This window comes from Microbacterium sp. IO18, from assembly GCF_049099505.1.
Classification (GTDB): Bacteria; Actinomycetota; Actinomycetes; order Actinomycetales; family Microbacteriaceae; genus Microbacterium; species Microbacterium aurugineum.
Genome location: NZ_JBMJAF010000001.1, coordinates 110828 through 132024 on the forward strand (window position 1 = coordinate 110828; position 21197 = coordinate 132024).

At 66.5% G+C, this 21197-nt stretch carries 21 protein-coding genes; 11 read left to right on the forward strand and 10 right to left on the reverse strand.

The window, feature by feature from the left end:
• Window position 1: 1 nt before the first annotated feature.
• Complete coding sequence (gene ctaD, locus ACLF6J_RS00570; protein ID WP_047524054.1) at window positions 2-1735, forward strand: cytochrome c oxidase subunit I; 1734 nt, start codon at window positions 2-4, stop codon at window positions 1733-1735.
• A gap of 3 nt (window positions 1736-1738) precedes the next feature.
• Window positions 1739-2173: a cytochrome c oxidase subunit 4 gene (locus ACLF6J_RS00575; RefSeq protein WP_047524053.1), complete on the forward strand. Its 435-nt coding sequence runs from the start codon at window positions 1739-1741 to the stop codon at window positions 2171-2173.
• A 66-nt stretch (window positions 2174-2239) separates the two neighbouring features.
• Here ACLF6J_RS00575 and ACLF6J_RS00580 read toward each other — a convergent pair whose 3' ends face one another.
• The 7 genes from ACLF6J_RS00580 to ACLF6J_RS00610 form a co-directional block, all read right to left on the reverse strand.
• Entirely contained in the window at window positions 2240-2659 is a 420-nt protein-coding gene (locus ACLF6J_RS00580) for a rhodanese-like domain-containing protein (protein ID WP_134351507.1), read from the reverse strand.
• Window positions 2660-2748: 89 nt separating this feature from the next.
• Window positions 2749-3264, reverse strand: coding sequence for a GNAT family N-acetyltransferase (locus ACLF6J_RS00585; protein ID WP_421076803.1), 516 nt, complete (start codon window positions 3262-3264; stop codon window positions 2749-2751).
• 2 nt (window positions 3265-3266) lie between these two features.
• On the reverse strand, window positions 3267-3674 hold the full coding sequence (locus ACLF6J_RS00590; protein ID WP_134351503.1) for a RidA family protein: 408 nt from the start codon (window positions 3672-3674) through the stop codon (window positions 3267-3269).
• 80 nt (window positions 3675-3754) lie between these two features.
• The gene (locus ACLF6J_RS00595; RefSeq protein WP_134351501.1) at window positions 3755-5569 is read right to left on the reverse strand and encodes a cytochrome b; all 1815 of its coding nucleotides are present in this window, start codon (window positions 5567-5569) and stop codon (window positions 3755-3757) included.
• Window positions 5566-6642: a ubiquinol-cytochrome c reductase iron-sulfur subunit gene (locus ACLF6J_RS00600; protein WP_134351499.1), complete on the reverse strand. Its 1077-nt coding sequence runs from the start codon at window positions 6640-6642 to the stop codon at window positions 5566-5568. Before ACLF6J_RS00600 ends, ACLF6J_RS00595 begins: the two co-directional genes overlap by 4 nt.
• A gap of 36 nt (window positions 6643-6678) precedes the next feature.
• The gene (locus ACLF6J_RS00605; protein WP_047524047.1) at window positions 6679-7479 is read right to left on the reverse strand and encodes a c-type cytochrome; all 801 of its coding nucleotides are present in this window, start codon (window positions 7477-7479) and stop codon (window positions 6679-6681) included.
• A gap of 20 nt (window positions 7480-7499) precedes the next feature.
• Window positions 7500-8057, reverse strand: a complete 558-nt coding sequence (locus ACLF6J_RS00610; protein WP_226533298.1) for a cytochrome c oxidase subunit 3 — start codon at window positions 8055-8057, stop codon at window positions 7500-7502.
• A 287-nt stretch (window positions 8058-8344) separates the two neighbouring features.
• Between ACLF6J_RS00610 and trpD the strand changes: the two genes are divergently transcribed.
• Both trpD and ACLF6J_RS00620 read left to right on the forward strand, forming a co-directional pair.
• Window positions 8345-9415 (forward strand): anthranilate phosphoribosyltransferase, encoded by a 1071-nt coding sequence (gene trpD / locus ACLF6J_RS00615; RefSeq protein WP_134351497.1) that lies wholly within the window; start codon window positions 8345-8347, stop codon window positions 9413-9415.
• Window positions 9416-9417: 2 nt separating this feature from the next.
• Complete coding sequence (locus ACLF6J_RS00620) at window positions 9418-10404, forward strand: PHP domain-containing protein (protein ID WP_194239259.1); 987 nt, start codon at window positions 9418-9420, stop codon at window positions 10402-10404.
• Between the two features lie 21 nt (window positions 10405-10425).
• Here the strand turns inward: ACLF6J_RS00620 and ACLF6J_RS00625 are convergent, their stop codons facing one another.
• The 3 genes from ACLF6J_RS00625 to ACLF6J_RS00635 form a co-directional block, all read right to left on the reverse strand.
• Window positions 10426-11364 (reverse strand): 5'-3' exonuclease, encoded by a 939-nt coding sequence (locus ACLF6J_RS00625; protein ID WP_134351495.1) that lies wholly within the window; start codon window positions 11362-11364, stop codon window positions 10426-10428.
• Between the two features lie 59 nt (window positions 11365-11423).
• Complete coding sequence (locus tag ACLF6J_RS00630) at window positions 11424-11924, reverse strand: hypothetical protein (RefSeq protein ID WP_244093464.1); 501 nt, start codon at window positions 11922-11924, stop codon at window positions 11424-11426.
• 248 nt (window positions 11925-12172) lie between these two features.
• The gene (locus ACLF6J_RS00635) at window positions 12173-12673 is read right to left on the reverse strand and encodes a hypothetical protein (RefSeq protein ID WP_134351491.1); all 501 of its coding nucleotides are present in this window, start codon (window positions 12671-12673) and stop codon (window positions 12173-12175) included.
• Window positions 12674-12963: 290 nt separating this feature from the next.
• Between ACLF6J_RS00635 and rpsA the strand changes: the two genes are divergently transcribed.
• The 7 genes from rpsA (at window position 12964) to ACLF6J_RS00670 (ending at window position 21184) form a co-directional block, all read left to right on the forward strand.
• Window positions 12964-14418 (forward strand): 30S ribosomal protein S1, encoded by a 1455-nt coding sequence (rpsA, locus tag ACLF6J_RS00640; protein WP_047524042.1) that lies wholly within the window; start codon window positions 12964-12966, stop codon window positions 14416-14418.
• 144 nt (window positions 14419-14562) lie between these two features.
• Window positions 14563-15411, forward strand: coding sequence for an ABC transporter ATP-binding protein (locus ACLF6J_RS00645; protein ID WP_134351489.1), 849 nt, complete (start codon window positions 14563-14565; stop codon window positions 15409-15411).
• Window positions 15408-16448 carry an aliphatic sulfonate ABC transporter substrate-binding protein gene (locus tag ACLF6J_RS00650; protein WP_134351487.1) on the forward strand — a complete coding sequence of 347 codons (1041 nt, stop codon included), beginning with the start codon at window positions 15408-15410 and terminating at the stop codon, window positions 16446-16448. The genes ACLF6J_RS00645 and ACLF6J_RS00650 overlap by 4 nt, the downstream gene beginning before the upstream one ends.
• Window positions 16449-16450: 2 nt before the next feature.
• Window positions 16451-17302: an ABC transporter permease gene (locus tag ACLF6J_RS00655; protein ID WP_372492648.1), complete on the forward strand. Its 852-nt coding sequence runs from the start codon at window positions 16451-16453 to the stop codon at window positions 17300-17302.
• Complete coding sequence (gene acs, locus ACLF6J_RS00660; RefSeq protein WP_134351485.1) at window positions 17293-19302, forward strand: acetate--CoA ligase; 2010 nt, start codon at window positions 17293-17295, stop codon at window positions 19300-19302. Before ACLF6J_RS00655 ends, acs begins: the two co-directional genes overlap by 10 nt.
• Window positions 19299-20603 carry an O-acetylhomoserine aminocarboxypropyltransferase/cysteine synthase family protein gene (locus ACLF6J_RS00665; protein WP_134351483.1) on the forward strand — a complete coding sequence of 435 codons (1305 nt, stop codon included), beginning with the start codon at window positions 19299-19301 and terminating at the stop codon, window positions 20601-20603. Before acs ends, ACLF6J_RS00665 begins: the two co-directional genes overlap by 4 nt.
• Window positions 20600-21184: a CoA-binding protein gene (locus ACLF6J_RS00670; protein ID WP_166804642.1), complete on the forward strand. Its 585-nt coding sequence runs from the start codon at window positions 20600-20602 to the stop codon at window positions 21182-21184. Before ACLF6J_RS00665 ends, ACLF6J_RS00670 begins: the two co-directional genes overlap by 4 nt.
• The last annotated feature ends 13 nt before the right edge of the window (window positions 21185-21197 follow it).

Below are 21197 nucleotides of genomic sequence, written 5' to 3' on the forward strand. Positions count from 1 at the left end.
CATGTCGACCACTGAAGCTCCCCGTACCGACGAGGCTCCCAGATCTCGTCCCACCAGTCTGCCCGCCCGCCAGGCCGCTCTCATGAGCTCCTCGCGCGTGGAGCAGAAGGGCAACATCGTCGTCAAGTGGATCACGTCCACCGACCACAAGACCATCGGGTACATGTACCTGATCGCCTCGGTGATGTTCTTCCTCCTCGGTGGTGTGATGGCCCTCGTCATCCGTGCTGAGCTGTTCGCGCCGGGCATGCAGATCATCCCGACGAAGGAGCAGTACAACCAGCTGTTCACGATGCACGGCACGATCATGCTGCTGATGTTCGCGACGCCGCTGTTCGCAGGTTTCGCCAACGCGATCCTTCCGCTGCAGATCGGTGCGCCCGACGTCGCCTTCCCGCGTCTGAACGCCTTCGCCTTCTGGCTCTTCCTCTTCGGCTCGACCATCGCGGTCGCGGGCTTCCTCACGCCGCAGGGTGCGGCCTCCTTCGGATGGTTCGCCTATCAGCCACTCGCCGGCGCGTCCTTCTCGCCGGGTGCCGGTGGGAACCTGTGGATGGTGGGACTGGGAATCTCCGGTTTCGGAACGATCCTCGGTGCCGTCAACTTCATCACCACGATCATCACGATGCGTGCTCCCGGTATGACGATGTGGCGCATGCCGATCTTCTCGTGGAACACGCTCATCACGAGCCTCCTGATCCTGATGGCGTTCCCGGTTCTCGCTGCGGCCATCTTCGCCGCAGCCGCGGACCGTATCCTGGGCGCTCACATCTACGATCCGGCCAACGGTGGTGTCCTGCTCTGGCAGCACCTGTTCTGGTTCTTCGGGCACCCTGAGGTCTACATCATCGCCCTGCCGTTCTTCGGCATCGTGTCGGAGATCTTCCCGGTCTTCAGCCGCAAGCCGATCTTCGGGTACAAGACGCTCGTCTACGCCACGATCGCGATCGCCGCGCTCTCGGTGGCGGTGTGGGCTCACCACATGTACGTCACCGGCTCGGTCCTGCTGCCGTTCTTCGCTCTGATGACGATGCTCATCGCGGTGCCGACCGGCGTGAAGATCTTCAACTGGATCGGAACGCTCTGGCGAGGGTCCGTGACCTTCGAGACGCCGATGGTGTTCGCCCTCGGGTTCCTGGTCTCGTTCGTCTTCGGTGGTCTGACCGGTGTGATCCTGGCGGCCCCGCCGCTGGACTTCGCGCTCTCCGACTCCTACTTCGTCGTCGCGCACTTCCACTACGTGGTGTTCGGTACGGTCGTGTTCGCCATGTTCGCCGGCTTCTACTTCTGGTGGCCCAAGTGGACCGGGCGCATGCTCAACGAGCGTCTCGGCTACGTGCACTTCTGGTTGCTCTTCATCGGCTTCCACATGACGTTCCTCATCCAGCACTGGCTGGGTGTCGACGGAATGGTCCGTCGCTACGCGGACTACTCGGCCGCCGACGGCTGGACCTGGCAGAACCAGGTGTCGACGATCGGTGCGATCATCCTCGGCGCTTCGATGCTTCCGTTCTTCCTGAACGTCTGGATCACGGCTCGCAAGGCACCGAAGGTCACGGTCAACGACCCGTGGGGGTACGGCGCTTCGCTCGAATGGGCGACGTCCTGCCCGCCGCCGCGTCACAACTTCACGTCGATCCCGCGCATTCGCAGCGAGCGTCCTGCGTTCGACCTGAACCACCCGGAGGCCGCCGAGTTCGCGACCACGGCACCCGGCGAGCGAGAGGCCCACTAAGTCATGCGCGACAATGTCATTCTCTGGTGGATCCTGACGGCGTTCTTCGCCCTCGTCGGTGTCATCTACACCGGCTGGCACATCCTGGCCACGCCGGCGGACAACTTCGCCATGCGGATCGAGTGGGTCGGTACGGTCGCTTTGTTCTTCTCGGCGTTCATGGCCGCGATGATCGCGTTCTACCTGGACCGCACGCACAAGGCGCAGAGCGGTGAGCTCCCCGAAGACATCCTCACCGCGGACATCGACGACGGCGACCCCGAGCTCGGCGAGTTCAGCCCGTGGTCCTGGTGGCCGATCGTGCTTGCCGCTTCTGCGGGAGTCTTCGTCGTCGGCCTGGCTGTGGGGCACTTCCTGCTCCCGATCGGTCTCGCGATCTTCGTCGTCGCGATCGTCGGCTGGGTGTACGAGTACTACCGCGGCAACTTCGCTCGCTGACGCGACTGACGTCGAGAAGGCCCCCGGATCCGTCCGGGGGCCTTCTTCATGTTCAGCGCGAGGCGATCAGGCGCGGGTTCGGATGCGCGCAATCCCGGTCAGTGGGTCGACCGGACGTCGGTGCGTCCCGTCGGCGTCTTCGACCGGATAGCCTTCGCGCACCCAGTACTCGAAGCCGCCGATCATCTCACGCACGTTGTAGCCCAGTCGGGAGAACTCGAGTGCGCCCTTAGCACCGGCGTTGCAGCCGGGGCTCCAGCAGTACACCACGACCTCGGCGTCGGGGGAGATCTCACGCGGTGCTCTCGCCGCGATCTCGCTGTAGTGAATATGGATGGCACCGGCCACGCGCCCCTGTGCCCATGCCTCTTCGGACCGTACATCGACCACGACGATGTCGGTCTGAGCCTGACGGGCTGCATGGACATCGCTGGCGTCGGTCTCGTAGGCGAGTTTGGCGGCGTAGTAGTCGGCACGGTCGATCATGTGCCCAGCCTATTTCGCCGAGCTCCGCGGCGTCCTTCGTGTTCCTGCCGATCGGCGTGCGAAAACGGTCAGCGATATCGCCGCCGCGGTCAGAGGCGTACCGTCATCTGCACGCGGGGCCCGTGGCGCAGGAGACCGAGCTCCTCCTCGACCTGGACCAGGCTGCACAGCAGAGGGGTGTCCGGCGTCGTCACGGCGAAACCGCAGGACGCGTAGAACGGCGCATTCCAGGGGACATCCGCATAGGTGCGAAGCGTCATCCTCGAGCTGCCACGACGTCGGGCCTCCGCCATCGCAGCCGCCAGCAGTCGGCGTCCGATACCGCGTCGCCCGAACTCCGGAAGCACCGAGAGCTGCTCGAGGTGGGTGCCTCCCTCGATTTCCAGAACATGCGCGAAGCCGATGAGGTCCGACGACGAGGTCTCATCGCCGTCGTGCTCGGCCACGAGTACGAACCCGGGCACCGTGGCACGCTCGTGCGGGGGCGTGGGCGGCGGCCAGTCGACGGCACCGAACCTCTCGACGAGCAGGGTATCCGCGGCGATCTCGATGCGCTCCGTGGCTGCGTCGTCGTTGGGACGTGCCTCGCGGATCAAGACCTCCATGATCACTCGTCGGCGACGGCGGCGATCGCCTCGATCTCCACGAGCTGGTCGTCATAGCCGAGGACCGTCACGCCCAGCAGGGTGCTGGGCACATCGTGCGCGCCGAACGCGGCATGGACCACATCCCACGCCGTGACGAGGTCTGCTTGCGACGTGGACGCCACGAGCACGCGCGTGCTGATCACGTCGGTCAGGTCGGCGCCCGCGACCTCCAGTGCGCCCTTGAGCGTCTCGACGCAGCGTGCCGCCTGGGCCGCGTAGTCTCCGGGCGCAGCGGTCGAGCCGTCATCGTTGAGCGGGCACGCGCCGGCGAGGAAGATGAGGCGGGATCCGGCCGGTGCGGTGGCAGCGTAGGCGTAGGGGGTTTCCGCGAGGTTGTCGGCACGGATCAGGCGGACGACGGATGACATGGTTCGATCCTTTCATCGGGCAGGTGACGAAGAAGGCCCCGTTCGTGTGAGCGGGGCCTTCTTCGATGGGGGAGTGGCGACTACTCGCCGTCCTCCGACTTGTTCTTCCGAGGCTTCTTCACCGGCTCGGTGGCGATCACCGTGCTGGGGGTGTTCGGCGTCTCGTCGACGTGCGTCTCATCGACGGTGAGCGGGGCGTCAGGGAAGCCGGCGCGCTCGTGGGCGCCCTGGATCTCTGCGGCCTCGGTCTCTTCGTTGTGAGCCGTGACGTGATGCTGGTGGGCGTCGGCTGCCTCGACCTCGGCCTGCGTGAGCGGAGCGATACGGTCCTCGAAGAACCAGCGGGAGATCGAGGAACGGAGGTTCTCCGTCCACGGGATGCGGCCCTTGGCGTTCGGGCGAACCACGAGGGGCTCGTAGCTGTCGACGTCGATGAGCTTCCAGCGGTCGTACTTGTCGACGGGCTGGTGCACCTCGATGAACTCACCGCCGGGGAGACGGACGATGCGTCCGGACTCGTATCCGTGCAGGACGATCTCACGATCCTTCTTCTGCAGCGCGATGCAGATGCGCTTGGTGACGAAGTATCCGAGGATCGGGCCGAGGAACAGGAGCGCCTGCAGCGTGTGGATCACGCCTTCCATCGTGAGCATGAAGTGCGTCGCGATGAGGTCGGACGAGGCTGCTGCCCACAGGACCGCGTAGAAGATGACGCCGGCGGCACCGATCGCCGTACGCGTCGCCGCGTTGCGGGGACGCTGAGCGATGTGGTGCTCGCGCTTGTCTCCGGTGACCCATGCCTCGAGGAAGGGATAGATCGCGACGATCACGATGAACAGACCGAGCACCAGGACCGGGGCGATGATCCCGAACGACCACGTGTGGTTGAGGAACACGATGTCCCAGTTCGACGGAGCCAGGCGCAGCGCGCCGTCGGCGAACCCGATGTACCAGTCGGGCTGAGTACCGGCGGAGACGGGCGAGGGGTCGTAGGGGCCGTAGTTCCAGATCGGGTTGATCTGGAAGAACGTCGCGATCAGCACGATGGTGCCGAACACGATGAACAGGTAGCCGCCCATCTTCGACATGTACACCGGCATCATCGGGTAGCCCACGACGTTGTCATTCGTGCGGCCGGGGCCCGCGAACTGCGTGTGCTTGTTGACGATCATCAGCATCAGGTGCACGACGATCAGCGCGATGACCAGCATCGGGAGCAACAGGATGTGCAGGGTGTACAGACGTCCGACGATGTCGGTTCCCGGGAACTCGCCACCGAAGAGGAGGAACGAGGTCCACGTGCCGATCAGGGGGAGACCCTTGATCATGCCGTCGATGATGCGGAGGCCGTTACCCGAGAGCAGGTCGTCGGGGAGCGAGTAGCCGGTGAAGCCCTCTGCCATCGCGAGGATGAACAGGACGAAACCGATGACCCAGTTGAGCTCGCGCGGCTTGCGGAATGCGCCGGTGAAGAACACGCGGAGCATGTGCACGCCGATTCCGGCGATGAACACCAGAGCGGCCCAGTGGTGGATCTGACGGACCAGGAGGCCGCCTCGCAGATCGAAGGAGATGTGCAGCGAAGACTCGAGAGCCGCCGACATCTCGATCCCGCGCATCGGAGCGTAGGCGCCGGTGTAGTGGGTTTCGACCATCGACGCGTCGAAGAAGAACGTCAGGAAGGTTCCGGAGAGGAACACGACGACGAAGCTCCACAGCGCGATCTCGCCGAGCATGAACGACCAGTGGTCGGGGAAGATCTTCCGTCCGAGTTCCTTGACGAAACCGGAGATGCTGGTGCGCTCATCGATGTAGTTCGACGCGGCACCGACGAAGCGACCGCCGAGGGGCGCCTTGGTGTCGTTGTCGTCTTTGGACAGCGTTGCGGTGCTCAATGGCGCTCCCAGAAGCTCGGGCCGACGGGTTCCTTGAAGTCGCTGCGTGCGACCAGGTAGCCCTCGTCATCGACGGTGATGGGCAGCTGCGGCAGCGGACGTGCCGCAGGGCCGAAGATGACCTTGGCGTGGTCCGTGACGTCGAACTGCGACTGGTGGCACGGGCACAGGAGGTGGTGCGTCTGCTGCTCGTAGAGGGCCACGGGGCAGCCGACGTGCGTGCAGACCTTGGAGTAGGCGACGATGCCGTCGTACGACCAGTCCTTGCGGTCCTCGGCCTCGATCAGCTGCTCGGGACGCAGGCGCATCATGAGGACGATGGCCTTCGCCTTCTCCTCGAGGTAGCCGTCGTGGTGACTGAGCGTGGCGAGCTCTTCGGGGATCACGTGGAACGCGGATCCGAGGGTCACGTCCGCAGCGCGGATCGGGGTGCCGTCGGGGTCGCGGACGAGGCGGCTGCCTTCTTCCCACATCGTGTGCTTGAGGAGTGCGACCGGGTCACCGGCGATGGGGTCGTCAGGCGTGGAGTGCGGTGCGAGGCCACGGAACAGCGTGACTCCGGGGATGATCGAGGCGACGATCGCGGCGAACAGGGAGTTGCGGATCATGGAGCGGCGCCCGAAGCCCGACTCCTCGTTCGCGTCGGAGAAGGCCTTGATCGCAGCCTCGCGCGTCGAGTCCTTGCCGCGCGTGGGGTGACGGTGCTCGATGAACTCCTTGTCGGACATGAGCGCCTTGGACCAGTGGATCGCACCGATTCCGAGGGCCAGGAGCGCGAGAGCGATCCCGAGACCGATGAAGAGGTTGTTCTGCCGGATGTCGATGAGCGCGCCGCTCTCGATCGGGAACAGCATGTAGGCGGCGACCGCCCAGATGCTTCCCGCGAGCGAGAGGTAGAACAGCGTGTAGACAGTGCGGACAGCGGCCTTCTCAGCGCGCGGGTCCTTATCGGTCATCCGCTCGCGATGCGGCGGAAGCCCGGGGTTCTGCACGGGATCGCTGACTGCGACACCCAGCCCCGGAGAGGGCTGGTAGGCCCTGTCAAGAGCCTGCGAGTCGTCGTCGTGTGCCATGGTGCTCCTCGTACGTTCCTCTTCGATGAATAAGCGTCAGTTGGACTTCGCCGTGATCCACACGGTGGCGGCGACGAGCGCGCCGATACCGAAGATCCACACGAACAGTCCCTCGGAGACCGGTCCGAGGGAGCCGAGCGAGAAGCCGCCGACCTGCACGGACTGCTGCTGGAAGAGCAGAGCCGAGATGATGTCGCGCTTGTCCTCGTCGGACAGGTTCATGTCACCGAAGACCGGCATGTTCTGCGGGCCGGTGACCATGGCCGCATAGATGTGCAGGGCACTGGTCTCGGTCAGGGCGGGGGCGTACTTGCCCTCGGTGAGTGCACCACCGGCTGCGGCCACGTTGTGGCACATGGCGCAGTTCACGCGGAACAGTTCGGCTCCGTGCGAGACATCGCCTTCCCCGTCGAGGATGCGCTCGTCCGGGAAGGTCGGGCCGGGGGCCGTGGACTGCACGAACGAGGAGATCGCGAGGATCTGCTCTTCGGTGAACTGCGGCTCCTTCTGCGGCGCCTGCGGTCCCTGCATCTGCAGAGGCATGCGACCGGTCGACAGCTGGAACTCGGTCGCCAGCTCGCCGACGCCGTAGAGGCTGGGGCCGTTGGCGGTTCCCTGCAGGTCGAGACCGTGGCAGGTGGCGCAGTTCGCCGTGAACAGCTTCTCGCCGTCTTCGACGGTCAGCTGGGTCGTCGCAGCCTGCGTGTCAGACGCCGCGAATGCAGCGGTCGCACCGGCATAGACCGCGCCGGTGATCATGAGGCCTGCTCCGATGAGCGCGGCCGCCGCCAAAGGGCTGCGACGACCGCTGGAACGGCGCTTCTTCTCTCGTGCCATCTCGGGGATCAGCTCCGCTCTTATTTCAGGAAGTAGATAACGAGGAACAGCACGATCCAGACGACGTCGACGAAGTGCCAGTAGTAGGACACCACGATCGAGGAGGTCGCCTCCTTGTGCCGGAAGTTCTTGACGGCGTAGGCGCGGCCGATGACGAGCAGGAACGCGACGAGCCCACCGGTGACGTGCAGGGCGTGGAAGCCGGTCGTCAGGTAGAACGCCGAGGCGTAGGAGTCGGCGCCGATCGGCATGCCTTCAGCGACCAGCTGTGCGTACTCCCAGACCTGGCCGGACACGAAGATCGCGCCGAGGGCGAAGGTGAGGAAGAACCACTCGACCATTCCCCAGCCGAACAGACGACGGCGGCCGGCGCCGTTCTTCTGCCCCTTGCCGATCTTGTAGGGCTGCAGGTCTTCTGCCGCGAACACGCCCATCTGGCACGTGAACGAGGACAGGACCAGGATCGCAGTGTTCACTGCGGCGAACGGGACGTTCAGCAGCTCGGTCCGGTCAGCCCACAGCTCCGGTGAGGTGCTGCGGAGGGTGAAGTAGATCGCGAAGAGTCCCGCGAAGAACATCACCTCACTGCCGAGCCACACAATGGTGCCGACAGCTACCGGGTTGGGCCGCTTAATCGTTCTCGCCGCCGGGGCATACGTCGCTGAGGTCGTCACCCCTCCATTATGGCCGATCTCGGGCGTGATTCTTGCACCAGCGGCCTTCGATTCACCCGTCTTCGACTTAGGGGACCCTAAGAAAACCCTGCGAATACCTGGTGAATCCGCGGGAAACAGCGGTCGGCCGCGGATCGGAGCTCCGACGGGAAGGATCTGCATGTTTTCTCCGCGCCGATAGGATCGCACACATGGCTGATTCGCTGACCTGGTCCGACGTGCTCACTTCTCTGCTGGAGCGTCGCGATCTCAGCGTCTGGGAGTCCACCTGGGCCATGCGCCAGATCATGCAGGGCGACGTCAGCGAAGCCCAGCTCGCAGGCTTCCTCATCGCATTGCGGGCGAAGGGCGAGACGATCGATGAGATCGTCGGCTTCCGTGATGCGATCCTCGAGGCGGCCGTTCCCCTCCCGGTGTCGCCGGATGTGCTCGACATCGTGGGAACGGGCGGCGACCGCGTCGGCACGGTGAACGTGTCGACCACGGCGGCGATCGTCATCGGTGCGACCGGAGTTCCGGTGGTCAAGCACGGGAATCGCGCCGCGAGCTCGGCCTCGGGTTCGTCCGACGTCCTCGGGGCGCTGGGACTCGAGCTCTCCCTCGATCCGGCGGCCGTGGCGACCATCCTCGACCGCACCGGCATCACGTTTGCGTGGGCGGGCGCGTTCCACCCCGGTTTCAAGCACGCGGGCGCCGTGCGCGCAGAGCTGGGCGTCCCCACCGTCTTCAACATGCTCGGGCCGCTCTGCAATCCCGCGCGTGCCGAAGCCAACGCCGTAGGTGTCGCGCAGATCGAGCGCGTTCCTCTCATCACCGGTGTCTTCCGGACCCGCGGCGCCACGGCGCTCGTCTTCCGTGGGGACGACGGCCTCGACGAACTCACCACGACCGGGCACAGCCGGATCTGGGAGGTCACGCGCGGCGACATCCACGAGCATGACCTCGACCCGCGCGACCTCGGCATCCCGATCGCCGATCTCGCCGACCTGATCGGTGGCTCGCCCCAGCACAACGCGGAGGTGCTCCGACGCACGCTGGCGGGGGAGCCCGGCGCTGTGCGCGACATCGTGCTGCTGAATGCCGCTGCCGGCATCGTGGCCTTCGAGCTGTCTCAGGACGCAGGTCAGGTGCAGCGTCCGATTCTGGAGCGCCTGCGCGAGGGCTACGAGAAGGCGTCGGCAGCGATCGACGATGGGCGCGCGCTCGCGAAGCTCGACCAGTGGATCGGTGTGAGTCGCGAGCTCTCGTCACCGAAGGAGTGACCGTGGATCCCGTCGACGCGCTGCTCGAGATCGCCTCCCTGCTGGAGCGTGAGCGTGCGTCGCGGTATCGCGCGAAGGCCTTCCGCCAGGCAGCTGCGACCCTGCGGGATCTGCCCGACGACGTTCAGCGCGATCCCACGCGGCTGCGTGCAGCCAAAGGTATCGGCGAGTCCACCTTCGCGGTGATTCGCCAGGCGCAGGCTGGGCAGGTCCCCGACTACCTCGTCGAGTTGCGCGGCGATGTCGAGCCCGAGCGTATGTCGGAGCTCCGGGGGAAGCTCCGCGGCGACCTGCATGCGCACACGGACTGGTCGGACGGGACCACACCGATCTCGGTGATGGCTGCCGCTGCCAGGGCGCTCGGACATGAGTACCAGGCGATCACCGATCATTCGCCGCGCCTCCGGGTCGCTCGGGGGCTGTCGGCCGAGCGCCTTCGGGAGCAGATGCCGCTGGTCCGCGCGGAATCCGGTGACGGCTTCACGCTGCTCGCGGGCATCGAGGTCGACATCCTGGAAGACGGGGGCCTCGACCAGGAGGGCAGTCTGCTCGCCGAGCTGGACATCGTCGTGGCGTCGGTTCATTCCAAACTGCGCATGGATGCGCGGGCGATGACCGCACGCATGATCGCCGCGGTCGCGCACCCTCGGGTCAACGTGCTCGGGCACTGCACCGGACGCCTCGTGCAGGGCGACCGAGGAACGCGCCCTCCGTCGACGTTCGATGCCCAGGCCGTTTTCGCCGCCTGCGCGGAGAACGGCGTGGCGGTCGAGATCAACTCGCGACCGGAGCGGCAGGATCCGCCGGACGATCTGATCGCGATCGCTCTCGCTGAGGGATGCCTGTTCTCGATCGATTCGGATGCGCACGCGCCCGGCCAGCTCTCGCTGCTCGACCACGGAGCAGAACGTGCAGAGCGCGCCGGCGTCCCGTCATCGCGTATCGTCACGACCTGGGGTCTCGAGCGGCTGCTCGCCTGGGCGGAGTGATTCGCCGTCGGAACCCGGCCGTCAGTCTGCGGCGAGGGCGGCGTTCGACACAGCAGTGAGGGCACGCGTCATCGAGCCGCCGAGGTTCCATCTCTCGGCGAGAGCCGTTGCGGCATCCGCCTCCGCGGGGTCGAGCACGCGCAGGGGGACGTCGGGGACCGTGATCGGCAGCGACGTCGCGACCGCGACGACCGTCGGGGCGACGTCGAGATAGTCGGACGCGGCGAGCAGCTTCGCCCGTACTCCGGCGCTCATCCCTTCGCCCGCTTTCGCCGCGGCACGGATGCCCTCCAGGTCTGCGTGCGTCTGCAGCAGGGTGGCCGCGGTCTTCTCACCCACGCCGGCGACGCCGGGCAGGCCATCCGAAGCATCGCCGCGCATGGTCGCAAAATCGGCGTACTGCGAGGGGAGCACCCCGTACTTCGCGACGACGGTGGCGTCGGTCACGACCTCGAGGTTGCTCATTCCGCGGGCGGTGTAGATGACGCGGACGTCGCGTGCATCGTCCACGAGCTGGAACAGGTCACGATCGCCGGTGACGATGTCGACGGGCATCGTGGCCTTCGTGGCGAGGGTGCCGATCACATCGTCGGCCTCGTGCTCGGCGACACCGATGATGGGAATGCCGATGGCCGCCAAAGTCTCACGGATGAGGGGGATCTGCGCTTCGAGGGGGTCGGGTACCTCTTCGACATCGGGGCCGCTGGCGACCACCTCCACGACGCGGTGGGTTTTGTAGGTGGGGATGAGGTCGACGCGCCACTGCGGTCGCCAGTCGTCGTCCCAGCAGGCGATCACGTGTGTGGGCTCGTAGAGGGTGACGAGCTTGGCGATGATGTCGAGGAGACCGCGAGCGGCATTGATCGGGGAGCCGTCGGGTGCCGTCACCTTGTCGGGGACACCGTAGAACGCACGGAAATAGAGGCTGGCGGTGTCGAGCAGCATCAGTCGATCGGTCACGAACGACAGTCTGGCACGGCGGTCCGACGCAGGGTGCGGAGAGCGGACTGTCCTGGCGCTCAACACCCCGTGGCGCGGGGTTGCTCGGCACAGGTGCGAGCGACGAGAGCGGTGTCGGCCTCATAGATACGGATCCGCTGCGCGGAACCCTCGATGGCGAGTTCGCCGGCCACCGGGAACCAGCCTCCACCGATGTCGACCTCTGCCGTGTAGTACGCCGTGACGTGGGTGAGGAAGGTTCCGCGTGTGCGATAGGTATGGCTCGTCGGCGTCGGGGTGAACGGCGCCTGCCCGAGTGCGGTCCACGTCTGGCCGCCGCCTGCTGAGGTCGCCGTGCTCCCATCCCCATAGGAGAAGACGAAACGAGCGGGGGAGAACCGCACGCTGACCGGCCGGCCCAGGAGAGTGCCGCTGCGAGTCTGCACCGATGCCGAAGCCACGAAGTTCATCGGCAACCCTGCGACGCCCACGTTGCCGGGCTCGCCCACTGTCGTCACGGGTGCGGGCGCGAACTGTGCGACATCGGTGATCGTGAGCGGCACGCCGTCGTCGTTCGTCACGCGTTCCGCCGAGATCCCACAACTCGTGGTCCGGACCGGATCGGGAACACACGGCGGCGGTGCGTCGGGGGTGCCTGGTGAACCGGGGGAAGCGCCATCCGGAGAATTCTCCGTTTCGGTGGCTGAGATCGTCAACTGGCTCCCGTCGTTTTGAGCGCAGCCTGAAACCATTGAGACGGCAGCGTTGCATGAACTGGCTGCGGGGAGTGAGATCGCCGCAGTTGGGATCCACAAGGCGATCACGAGGATCAACGTACGCATCGGTCACCCTCGGAGGATTCCAGTTCGGAAATCGTCAGGCTGTCGCCACCCGGGCCCGCAACGAAGCGCACGCTTATGGACTGACGGGGCGGGCGATCTACCGACACTATCGATGTGCCTGAAGCGTTGGTGACTTCGACATCGCTTACGTCAGTGCAAACGTCCGCATTGATGACTCCGTTGCGCGGATCTGCCGAGACGCCGATGAACGAGTCGTAGTGCGTAGCACCGGCCGTCCGAATGCCCTCGGCATGAAACTCGCTGAACGCCTTCCTGGTGGAGTCCGCGGCGGTCTCCGAGAGTAACGAGTACACCGGCTCGAAAGTCTTAGGTTTCGCGAAGTCGACCTGATTCAACGCGTCGTTGTACGCGCGGTAGGTGGCCTCGGCGGCGGCGAACGCTTCTTCTTCGGAAGCGAAGGCGGCGGTCGGGGTCGGGGTCGGCACGGGGTCGGGGGTGCACCCCACGAGCAGCGCGACGGCAGCCACGAGGATCGCAAGTCGCGTCGGAAGGGCGGGGGTCAGGGGAGTAGCCGGTGTCACCCCGCCACCGTAGGAGGAATGGGCCTCGGCCGGTTCGAGTTATCCACAGGGAGGGTGTTCGGATCCGACTCCTGCGGTGCGCGAACTTCTGATAGCCTTAACCGTCACTCGTGGCGTGCATGCGCATGCCCTCGTGACGAGAAAACCAAAATCCAACTGCTGAGAAGCATGCTGTCGGCCGTGCGCGGTCGTTGACTCTCAGCCCGAGTCTCCATTCAACAAGGACAACCCACTACATGACTACCGCAACGACCGCCCCGGCCACCAAGCAGGTCGCCATCAACGACATCGGATCTGCTGAGGACTTCCTGGCCGCGGTCGAGAAGACCCTGAAGTTCTTCAACGACGGCGACATCATCGAAGGCACGATCGTCAAGATCGACCGCGATGAGGTCCTCCTTGATGTCGGCTACAAGACCGAGGGTGTCATCCCCTCGCGCGAGCTCTCGATCAAGCACGACGTCGACCCCAACGAGGTCGTCGCTGTCGGCGATCTGGTCGAGGCACTCGTCCTCCAGAAGGAGGACAAGGAAGGCCGTCTGATCCTCTCCAAGAAGCGTGCTCAGTACGAGCGTGCATGGGGAGACGTCGAGAAGATCAAGGAGAACGACGGCGTCGTCACCGGTACGGTCATCGAGGTCGTCAAGGGTGGACTCATCGTCGACATCGGCCTCCGTGGCTTCCTCCCGGCTTCGCTCATCGAGCTGCGTCGCGTCCGCGACCTCACGCCGTACCTCGGCCAGGAGATCGAGGCGAAGATCCTCGAGCTCGACAAGAACCGCAACAACGTCGTCCTGAGCCGCCGCGCGCTGCTCGAGCAGACGCAGTCGGAGTCGCGCACCACGTTCCTGAACAACCTGCACAAGGGTCAGGTCCGCAAGGGTGTCGTCTCGTCGATCGTCAACTTCGGTGCGTTCGTCGACCTGGGTGGCGTGGACGGCCTCGTGCACGTCTCCGAGCTGTCCTGGAAGCACATCGAGCACGCCTCCGAGGTCGTCGAGGTCGGCCAGGAGGTCACCGTCGAGATCCTCGAGGTCGACCTCGACCGCGAGCGCGTCTCCCTGTCGCTGAAGGCGACGCAGGAGGACCCGTGGCAGGTCTTCGCCCGCACCCACGCGATCGGTCAGGTCACGCCGGGTAAGGTCACGAAGCTCGTTCCGTTCGGTGCGTTCGTTCGCGTCGCAGACGGCATCGAGGGCCTCGTCCACATCTCCGAGCTCTCCAGCAAGCACGTCGAGCTGGCTGAGCAGGTCGTCTCCGTCGGCGAAGAGGTCTTCGTCAAGGTCATCGACATCGACCTCGAGCGTCGTCGCATCTCGCTGTCGCTGAAGCAGGCCAACGAGTCGGTCGACCCCAACGGCACCGAGTTCGACCCGGCTCTGTACGGCATGCTCGCCGAGTACGACGAGAACGGCGAGTACAAGTACCCGGAGGGCTTCGACGCCGAGACCGGTGCGTGGAAGGAAGGCTTCGACGCCCAGCGCGAGGCATGGGAGCAGGAGTACGCTGCAGCCCAGGCTCGTTGGGAAGCGCACAAGGCTCAGGTCGTCAAGGCGGCCGAGGCCGAGGCCGCAGCCGGAGAAGACTTCGGTGGCCAGGCCTTCGCCACCGAGGTTGCCGGCGCCGGCACCCTGGCGGACGACGAGGCCCTCGCAGCTCTGCGCGAGAAGCTCTCGGGCGGCAACGCTTAAGCACGTCTCTGAAACGGGTCGTCGCCTCGCCTTCGGGCGGGTGCGGCGGCCCGTTTCGCGTACCCGCTGTTCCCTCCACGTCTTGCGTGACGGAACATTACGGCCCCATTCGTAACATCGGTGCCCGTCGGCCAGCATGAGGGTATGACCACGCTGTTGCCCTCGCCGCGCCTCGCCGACGCATCGACTGCGGCCGGGACGGCGCAGAGCGTGCGGCTCGACGGTGTTGAGCGCTCCTTCCCGCTGCCGCACGGGCGACGCGACGTGCTCCGGGGGATCGACCTCGACATCAGCGCCGGCGAGATCCTCGCGGTGGTCGGTCCGTCCGGCTGCGGCAAGTCGACGCTCCTGCGCCTCGTCGGCGGACTGGACACCCCGACCCGTGGCAACATCCGCCTCGATGCCGTCGGCGTCACCGATGTCGACGAGCGCACCGCCATCGCCTTCCAGGAGCCCCGGTTGCTGCCGTGGCGCACGATCGCGCAGAACGTCGAACTCGGCCTGCCCCGCGGAACGGCTCGTCGTGCCGGACGTGAGCGCGTGCGGGAGCTGCTGCACCTGGTGGGCCTCGAACAGTCCGCCGATCAGCGTCCGCGCGAAGTCTCCGGCGGAATGGCCCAGCGTGCCTCGCTCGCCCGCGCTCTCGCCCGGAACCCTGGTGTGCTGCTGCTCGACGAGCCCTTCGGCGCGCTCGACGCTCTGACGCGCCTGCGCATGCACGATCTGCTCCTCAAGATCCATGCGGCCGAGCCCACCACCGTCCTCCTCGTCACGCACGACGTCGAAGAGGCCCTCTATCTCGCCGACCGAGTGCTGTTGCTGCGAACGCTGAACGGTGCAGACGTCGACGAGCCGTCCATCTCGCGCACGATCCTCGTGCCGGGCATCCGTCCTCGCGACCGCGCCGATCGCGGACTCGCCGACCTGCGCGCCGAGCTTCTCGAAGGCCTCGGCGTCGACACCCACCACCGCATCACCGAGGAGTCCAGATGAGCATCACCACCCGCCGAATCATCCCTGCGATCGCGGTCGCCGGGACGATGATGCTCGTCGCGACCGGCTGCGTCGCCGGCGAGAACGCCACCGCATCCGACACCGGGAGCACCTCGGGGTCCACGGAGTGGTCGTCCGACACGCTGTCCGTCGACTTCGCGACATACAACCCGCTCAGCCTCGTCGTCCGCGACCAGGGTCTTCTCGAAGACATCCTCGGGGACGACGTCGACGTCGAGTGGGTGCAGTCGGCCGGCTCGAACAAGGCCAACGAGTTGCTTCGTTCGGGGTCGGTGGATGTCGGCTCGACAGCCGGATCGGCCGCGTTGCTCGCGCGTGCCAACGGTTCTCCGATCCAGGTCATCGACATCTACTCGCAGCCGGAATGGTCGGCCATCGTCGTCGGCCCGGACAGCGACATCGTTTCGATCGAAGACCTCAAGGGCGCCTCGATCGCGGCCACGAAGGGCACGGACCCGTACTTCTTCCTGCTGCAGGCGCTCGAAGAGGGCGGGCTGTCTCTCTCCGACGTCGAAGTGCAGAACCTCCAGCACGCCGACGGCAGGGCCGCGCTCGACGGCGGCTCGGTGGACGCATGGGCCGGACTCGACCCGATCATGGCCGCGGCAGAGGTCGAGTCGGGGGACAAGCTGATCTACCGGAACGTGGACTTCAACACCTACGGCTTCCTCAACGCCACCGAGGATTTCCTCACCAACCACCCCGACCTCGCGCAGGCCGTCGTGGACGCCTACGAGGAGGCGCGCGAGTGGGCGCTCGAGCACCCCGAGGAGACCGCGGCGCTGCTCGCCGAGGTCGCCGGTATCGATTCCGAGGTCGCGACGACGGTGATCCAGGAGCGTTCGAACCTCGACGTCAGCGGGATCCCGGGCGATGACCAGATCGCGGTGCTCGAGAAGATCGCTCCCGTGCTCGTCGAATCCGGCGACGTCCAGGGCGGCAAGGAGTCCGTCGACAAGGCGCTGGCATCGATCGTGAACGACACGTTCGCGAAGAAAGCGGTCGGCGGCGAGTGACGATTCCGGATCGGCTGATCGTCCCTGCGGACTCGCAGGACGCCCTCGACTTCGCCACGGGGAAGCTCGCGAGTTCGGCAAGCGCGAGTCGCCGCACCTGGGATCGTCCCGCGGTGCGGGTACTCGGCGGGCTTCTGCTGCCGGCGGTCATCCTCCTCGTGTGGCAACTCGCGACGACGTCCGGTCTCGTCGAGTCCTATCGTCTGCCGACGCCCGCCTCGGTCTATCAGGCGGGTGTCGAGCTGGCCGAGAGCGGGCAGCTCTGGACGCATATCGCGATCTCGGTGCAGCGCGTCCTCCTCGGGTTCGCGATCGGATCAGTGATCGGGCTCGCCGCGGCGGGAATCGTGGGGCTGTCCCGCTGGGGCGATGTGCTCCTCAGCCCGACGCTCGCTGCGGCCCGGGCGGTGCCGTCGCTCGCCTGGGTGCCGCTTCTCATCCTGTGGATGCAGATCGGCGAGGAGTCGAAAGTCACACTGATCGCGATCGGCGCGTTCTTCCCGGTCTACACGACGGTGGCCTCGGCTCTCCGGCACGTCGACCCGCATCTGGTCGAAGCCGGACGCTCGTTCAGCCTGCGCGGATGGTCTCTGTTCCGCACGGTGCAGCTTCCCGCCGTCGTCCCCTCGGTCGTGTCCGGCCTTCGTCTCGCGCTCGCGCAGGCGTGGCTGTTCCTCGTCGCTGCGGAGCTGATCGCCTCATCCATGGGCCTCGGCTTCTTGCTGACGGACTCGCAGAGCACGGGGCGCATCGACCGCATCCTCCTCTCCATCGTGCTGCTCGCACTGCTCGGAACGCTGACCAGCGGCATCCTCGCGCTGCTGGAGAAGTACCTGCTCCGCCGATGGGTGTGAGCGTGACCGAGGCACGACTGCAGGAGTCGCGGGTGTACGCGGCGGCTTCCGGGTTCGGCGACGCGAACGTCACCGAGGAAGCATATGCACGGGGCGCGGCCGATCCGGTCGTGTTCTGGGAAGAGGCAGCGCGTCGGCTCGACTGGTCTGTCCCGTGGGAGACGGCACACGAGTGGGATCCGCCGGTCGGGGACGCCGTCCCCGCCGCGCGCTGGTTCGTCGGCGGGCGTCTCAATGTCGCCGTCAACTGTGTCGATCGGCATGTCGACGCCGGACGGGGCGACAAGGTCGCACTGCACTTCGAAGGCGAACCGGGCGATCGCCGCGCCGTCACCTACGCCGAGCTGCAGGAGCGTGTCGCCCGCGCGGCAAACGCCTTGGTCGCACTCGGCATCCGACCGGGTGACCGCGTGGTGATCTACCTCCCCGTGCTCGTGGAGACGATCGTCATCACGCTCGCGTGCGCTCGGGTGGGTGCCGTGCACTCTCTCGTCTTCGGCGGGTTCTCCGCAGAGGCGGTGCGGTTCCGGCTCTCGGACACTGGGGCGAAGCTCCTCGTCACGAGCGACGGTCAGTACCGACGGGGTGTGGCCACGGAGGTCAAGTCGACGGCCGATGTCGCCGTCGCCGGTCTGCCCGAGCTCGAGCACGTTCTCGTGCTCCGCCGCACGGGCCAGGACGTGCCGTGGACCTCCGGTCGTGACGTGTGGTGGCACGACGTCGTCGACTCGGCCTCCCCGGTGCATGAGGCGGACTCGTTCGACGCCGAGCATCCGCTCTTCATCATCTACACCTCCGGCACCACCGGAAAGCCCAAGGGGCTCGTACACACCTCCGGCGGATACCTCGCCCAGGCGAGTTGGGCCCATTGGGCGCACTTCGATGCCAAACCCGATGATGTGCACTGGTGCACCGCCGATCTCGCGTGGGTCACCGCGCACACCTACGAGATCTACGGCCCGCTCTCCAACGGACTCACACAGGTCATCTACGAGGGGACGCCGGACACCCCGCATCGCGAACGCCACCTCGAGATCATCGAGCGTTACGGGGTGACGGTCTACTACACGGCACCGACGCTGATCCGCACTTTCATGACGTGGTTCGGTGCCGAGCTTCCCGCCGGTCACGACCTGTCGACCCTTCGGCTCCTCGGCACGGTCGGCGAGGCGATCAACCCCGAAGCGTGGGTCTGGTTCCGTCGCAACTTCGGTCGCGACGAACTGCCGGTGATCGACACGTGGTGGCAGTCCGAGACCGGTGCCGCGATGATCGCCCCGCTCCCGGGGATCACGAGCCTCAAACCGGGGTCGGCGTCGGTGCCGCTTCCGGGGATCGATGTCGCGGTGGTCGATGCGGACGGACGCGAGGTGCCGCCCGGCCGTTCCGGGACACTCGTCGTCCGGCGTCCTTGGCCGGGGATGGCCCGCACCGTGTGGGGAGATCCGCAGCGCTATCGGGACGCGTACTGGTCCACGTTCGCCGGACTCGGTGAGTTCGGCGGTTTCTACGTCGCCGGCGACGGCGCGACCCGGGACGCCGACGGGTACATCTGGATCCTCGGTCGTCTCGATGACGTCGTGAACGTCTCCGGTCATCGACTCTCCACCATCGAGATCGAATCGGCGCTCGTCGCTCACGACACGGTCGGAGAGGCCGGGGCTGCCGGAGTCTCCGACCCGGTCACGGGGCAGGCCGTAGCGGTCTTCGTGACCCCGTCCGGGCGTGCAGACGTGACCCCGTCCGATCTGCGCACCCAGGTCGCTCAGGCGATCGGCCCCGTCGCCAAGCCGAAGCACATCGTCGTCGTCCCCGATCTGCCGAAGACGCGTTCGGGCAAGATCATGCGCCGACTCCTGGCACAGTTGTGGGAGGCCGAGCAGGACCGCCGCGCGGGGCGCGAGCCGCTTCCGCTCGGCGACACCACTTCGCTGCAGAACCCTTGGGCCGTCGACGACATCGCCGACGCGCTCACCGACGCCGAACTGAGGACAGCATGACGGAAGAACACCGTTTCGGATTCCGCACCCGAGCCCTGCATGCCGGGGGCACCCCCGACGCGTCGACCGGCGCGAGGGCGGTGCCGATCTATCAGACGACGTCCTTCGTCTTCGATGACGCCGCGGATGCGGGCAATCTCTTCGCCCTGCAGAAGTACGGCAACATCTACTCCCGCATCGGCAACCCGACCGTCGCGGCACTCGAGGAGCGTCTGGCCTCGCTCGAAGGCGGCATCGGAGCGGTGGCGACCGCGTCGGGCATGAGCGCGGAGTTCATCACCTTCGCTGCGCTCGTCGGTGCCGGCGACCACGTCGTCGCTGCGGCCCAGCTCTACGGCGGGACGGTGACGCAACTGGACGTGACCCTGCGGCGGTTCGGCGTCGAGACCACGTTCGTCGCCTCGACCGACCCCGCTGACTTCGCCGCGGCGATCCGTCCGGAGACCAAGGTCGTCTACGTCGAGATGATCGGCAATCCGTCGGGCGAGATCGCCGATATCGAGGGGCTCGCCGCCGTCGCGCACGAGGCGGGGGTGCCGCTCGTCGTGGATGCGACGCTCGCCACGCCGTACCTCGCACGCCCGCTGGAACACGGCGCAGACATCGTGATCCACTCCGTGACGAAGTTCCTCGGCGGTCACGGTACGACTCTCGGCGGTGTCGTGATCGAGAAGGGCACGTTCGACTGGGGAAACGGCAAGTTCCCGCAGATGACCGAGCCCGTCGAGTCGTACGGCGGCATCAAGTGGTGGGACAACTTCGGCGAGTACGGCTTCCTCACCAAGCTCCGCTCCGAACAGCTCCGCGACATCGGCCCGGCGCTCAGCCCGCAGGCGGCGTTCAATCTGCTGCAGGGTATTGAGACGCTGCCGCAGCGGATCGATGCGCACCTCGCGAACGCACGGGTCGTCGCGAACTGGCTCGCCACCGATCCCCGGGTCGCGTACGTCACCTGGGCAGGACTCGAAGGACACCCGCACCACGAGCGTGCGGCGAAGTACCTGCCTCTCGGACCGGGTTCCGTCTTCGCGTTCGGCGTCGCAGCGGACGACGGCCGGAGAGCGGGGGAGAGCGTGATCGAGAACCTGCAGCTCGCCTCTCATCTTGCGAACATCGGTGACGCCCGCACGCTGGTCATCCATCCCGCGTCGACCACGCACCGCCAGCTCACCGAGGAGCAGCTCGCCGGCGCCGGTGTGCGCCCCGACCTGATCCGCATCTCCGTGGGCCTGGAAGACCCCGAAGACATCATCTGGGACCTCGACCAGGCACTCACGACCGCGACGGGAGCGAACCGATGACCGCGACGCAGACCACCGGCGGCGAGGCGTGCAGCCTGCCGTCGACGACGGAGGCCGTTTCCTGCGCACTCCCCGGCACCGCGGCCGCACATCCGGAGCGGAGCTGGCGAGGACCGAATCAGCAGGAGCGCTTCTCGCTGCTCCGGCGCGCGACGTCGATCGCGATCGTCGGAGCATCGAACAACCCTGCGCGCGCCTCCTTCTTCGTGGCGACGTATCTGCTCTCCAGCACGGCGTACGACGTGTATCTCGTCAACCCGCGCGAGAAGGAGATCCTCGGGCAGCCCGTCTACGCATCGCTGAGCGATCTGCCCGTCGTCCCCGACATCGTCGATGTGTTCCGCCGGCACGATGACCTCCCCGGCGTCGCGCAGGAGGCGATCGACATCGGCGCGCGGACGCTCTGGTTGCAACTGGGTTCCTGGAACGAGGACGCGGCAGCGATCGCGGAGTCGGCAGGATTGTCGGTCGTGATGGATCGGTGCATCAAGATCGAGCACGCACGCTTCCACGGCGGGCTCCACCTCGCAGGTTTCGACACGGGCGTGATCAGCTCACGGCGGCAGCTGCTCGCACGCTGAACCGCAATCGGGC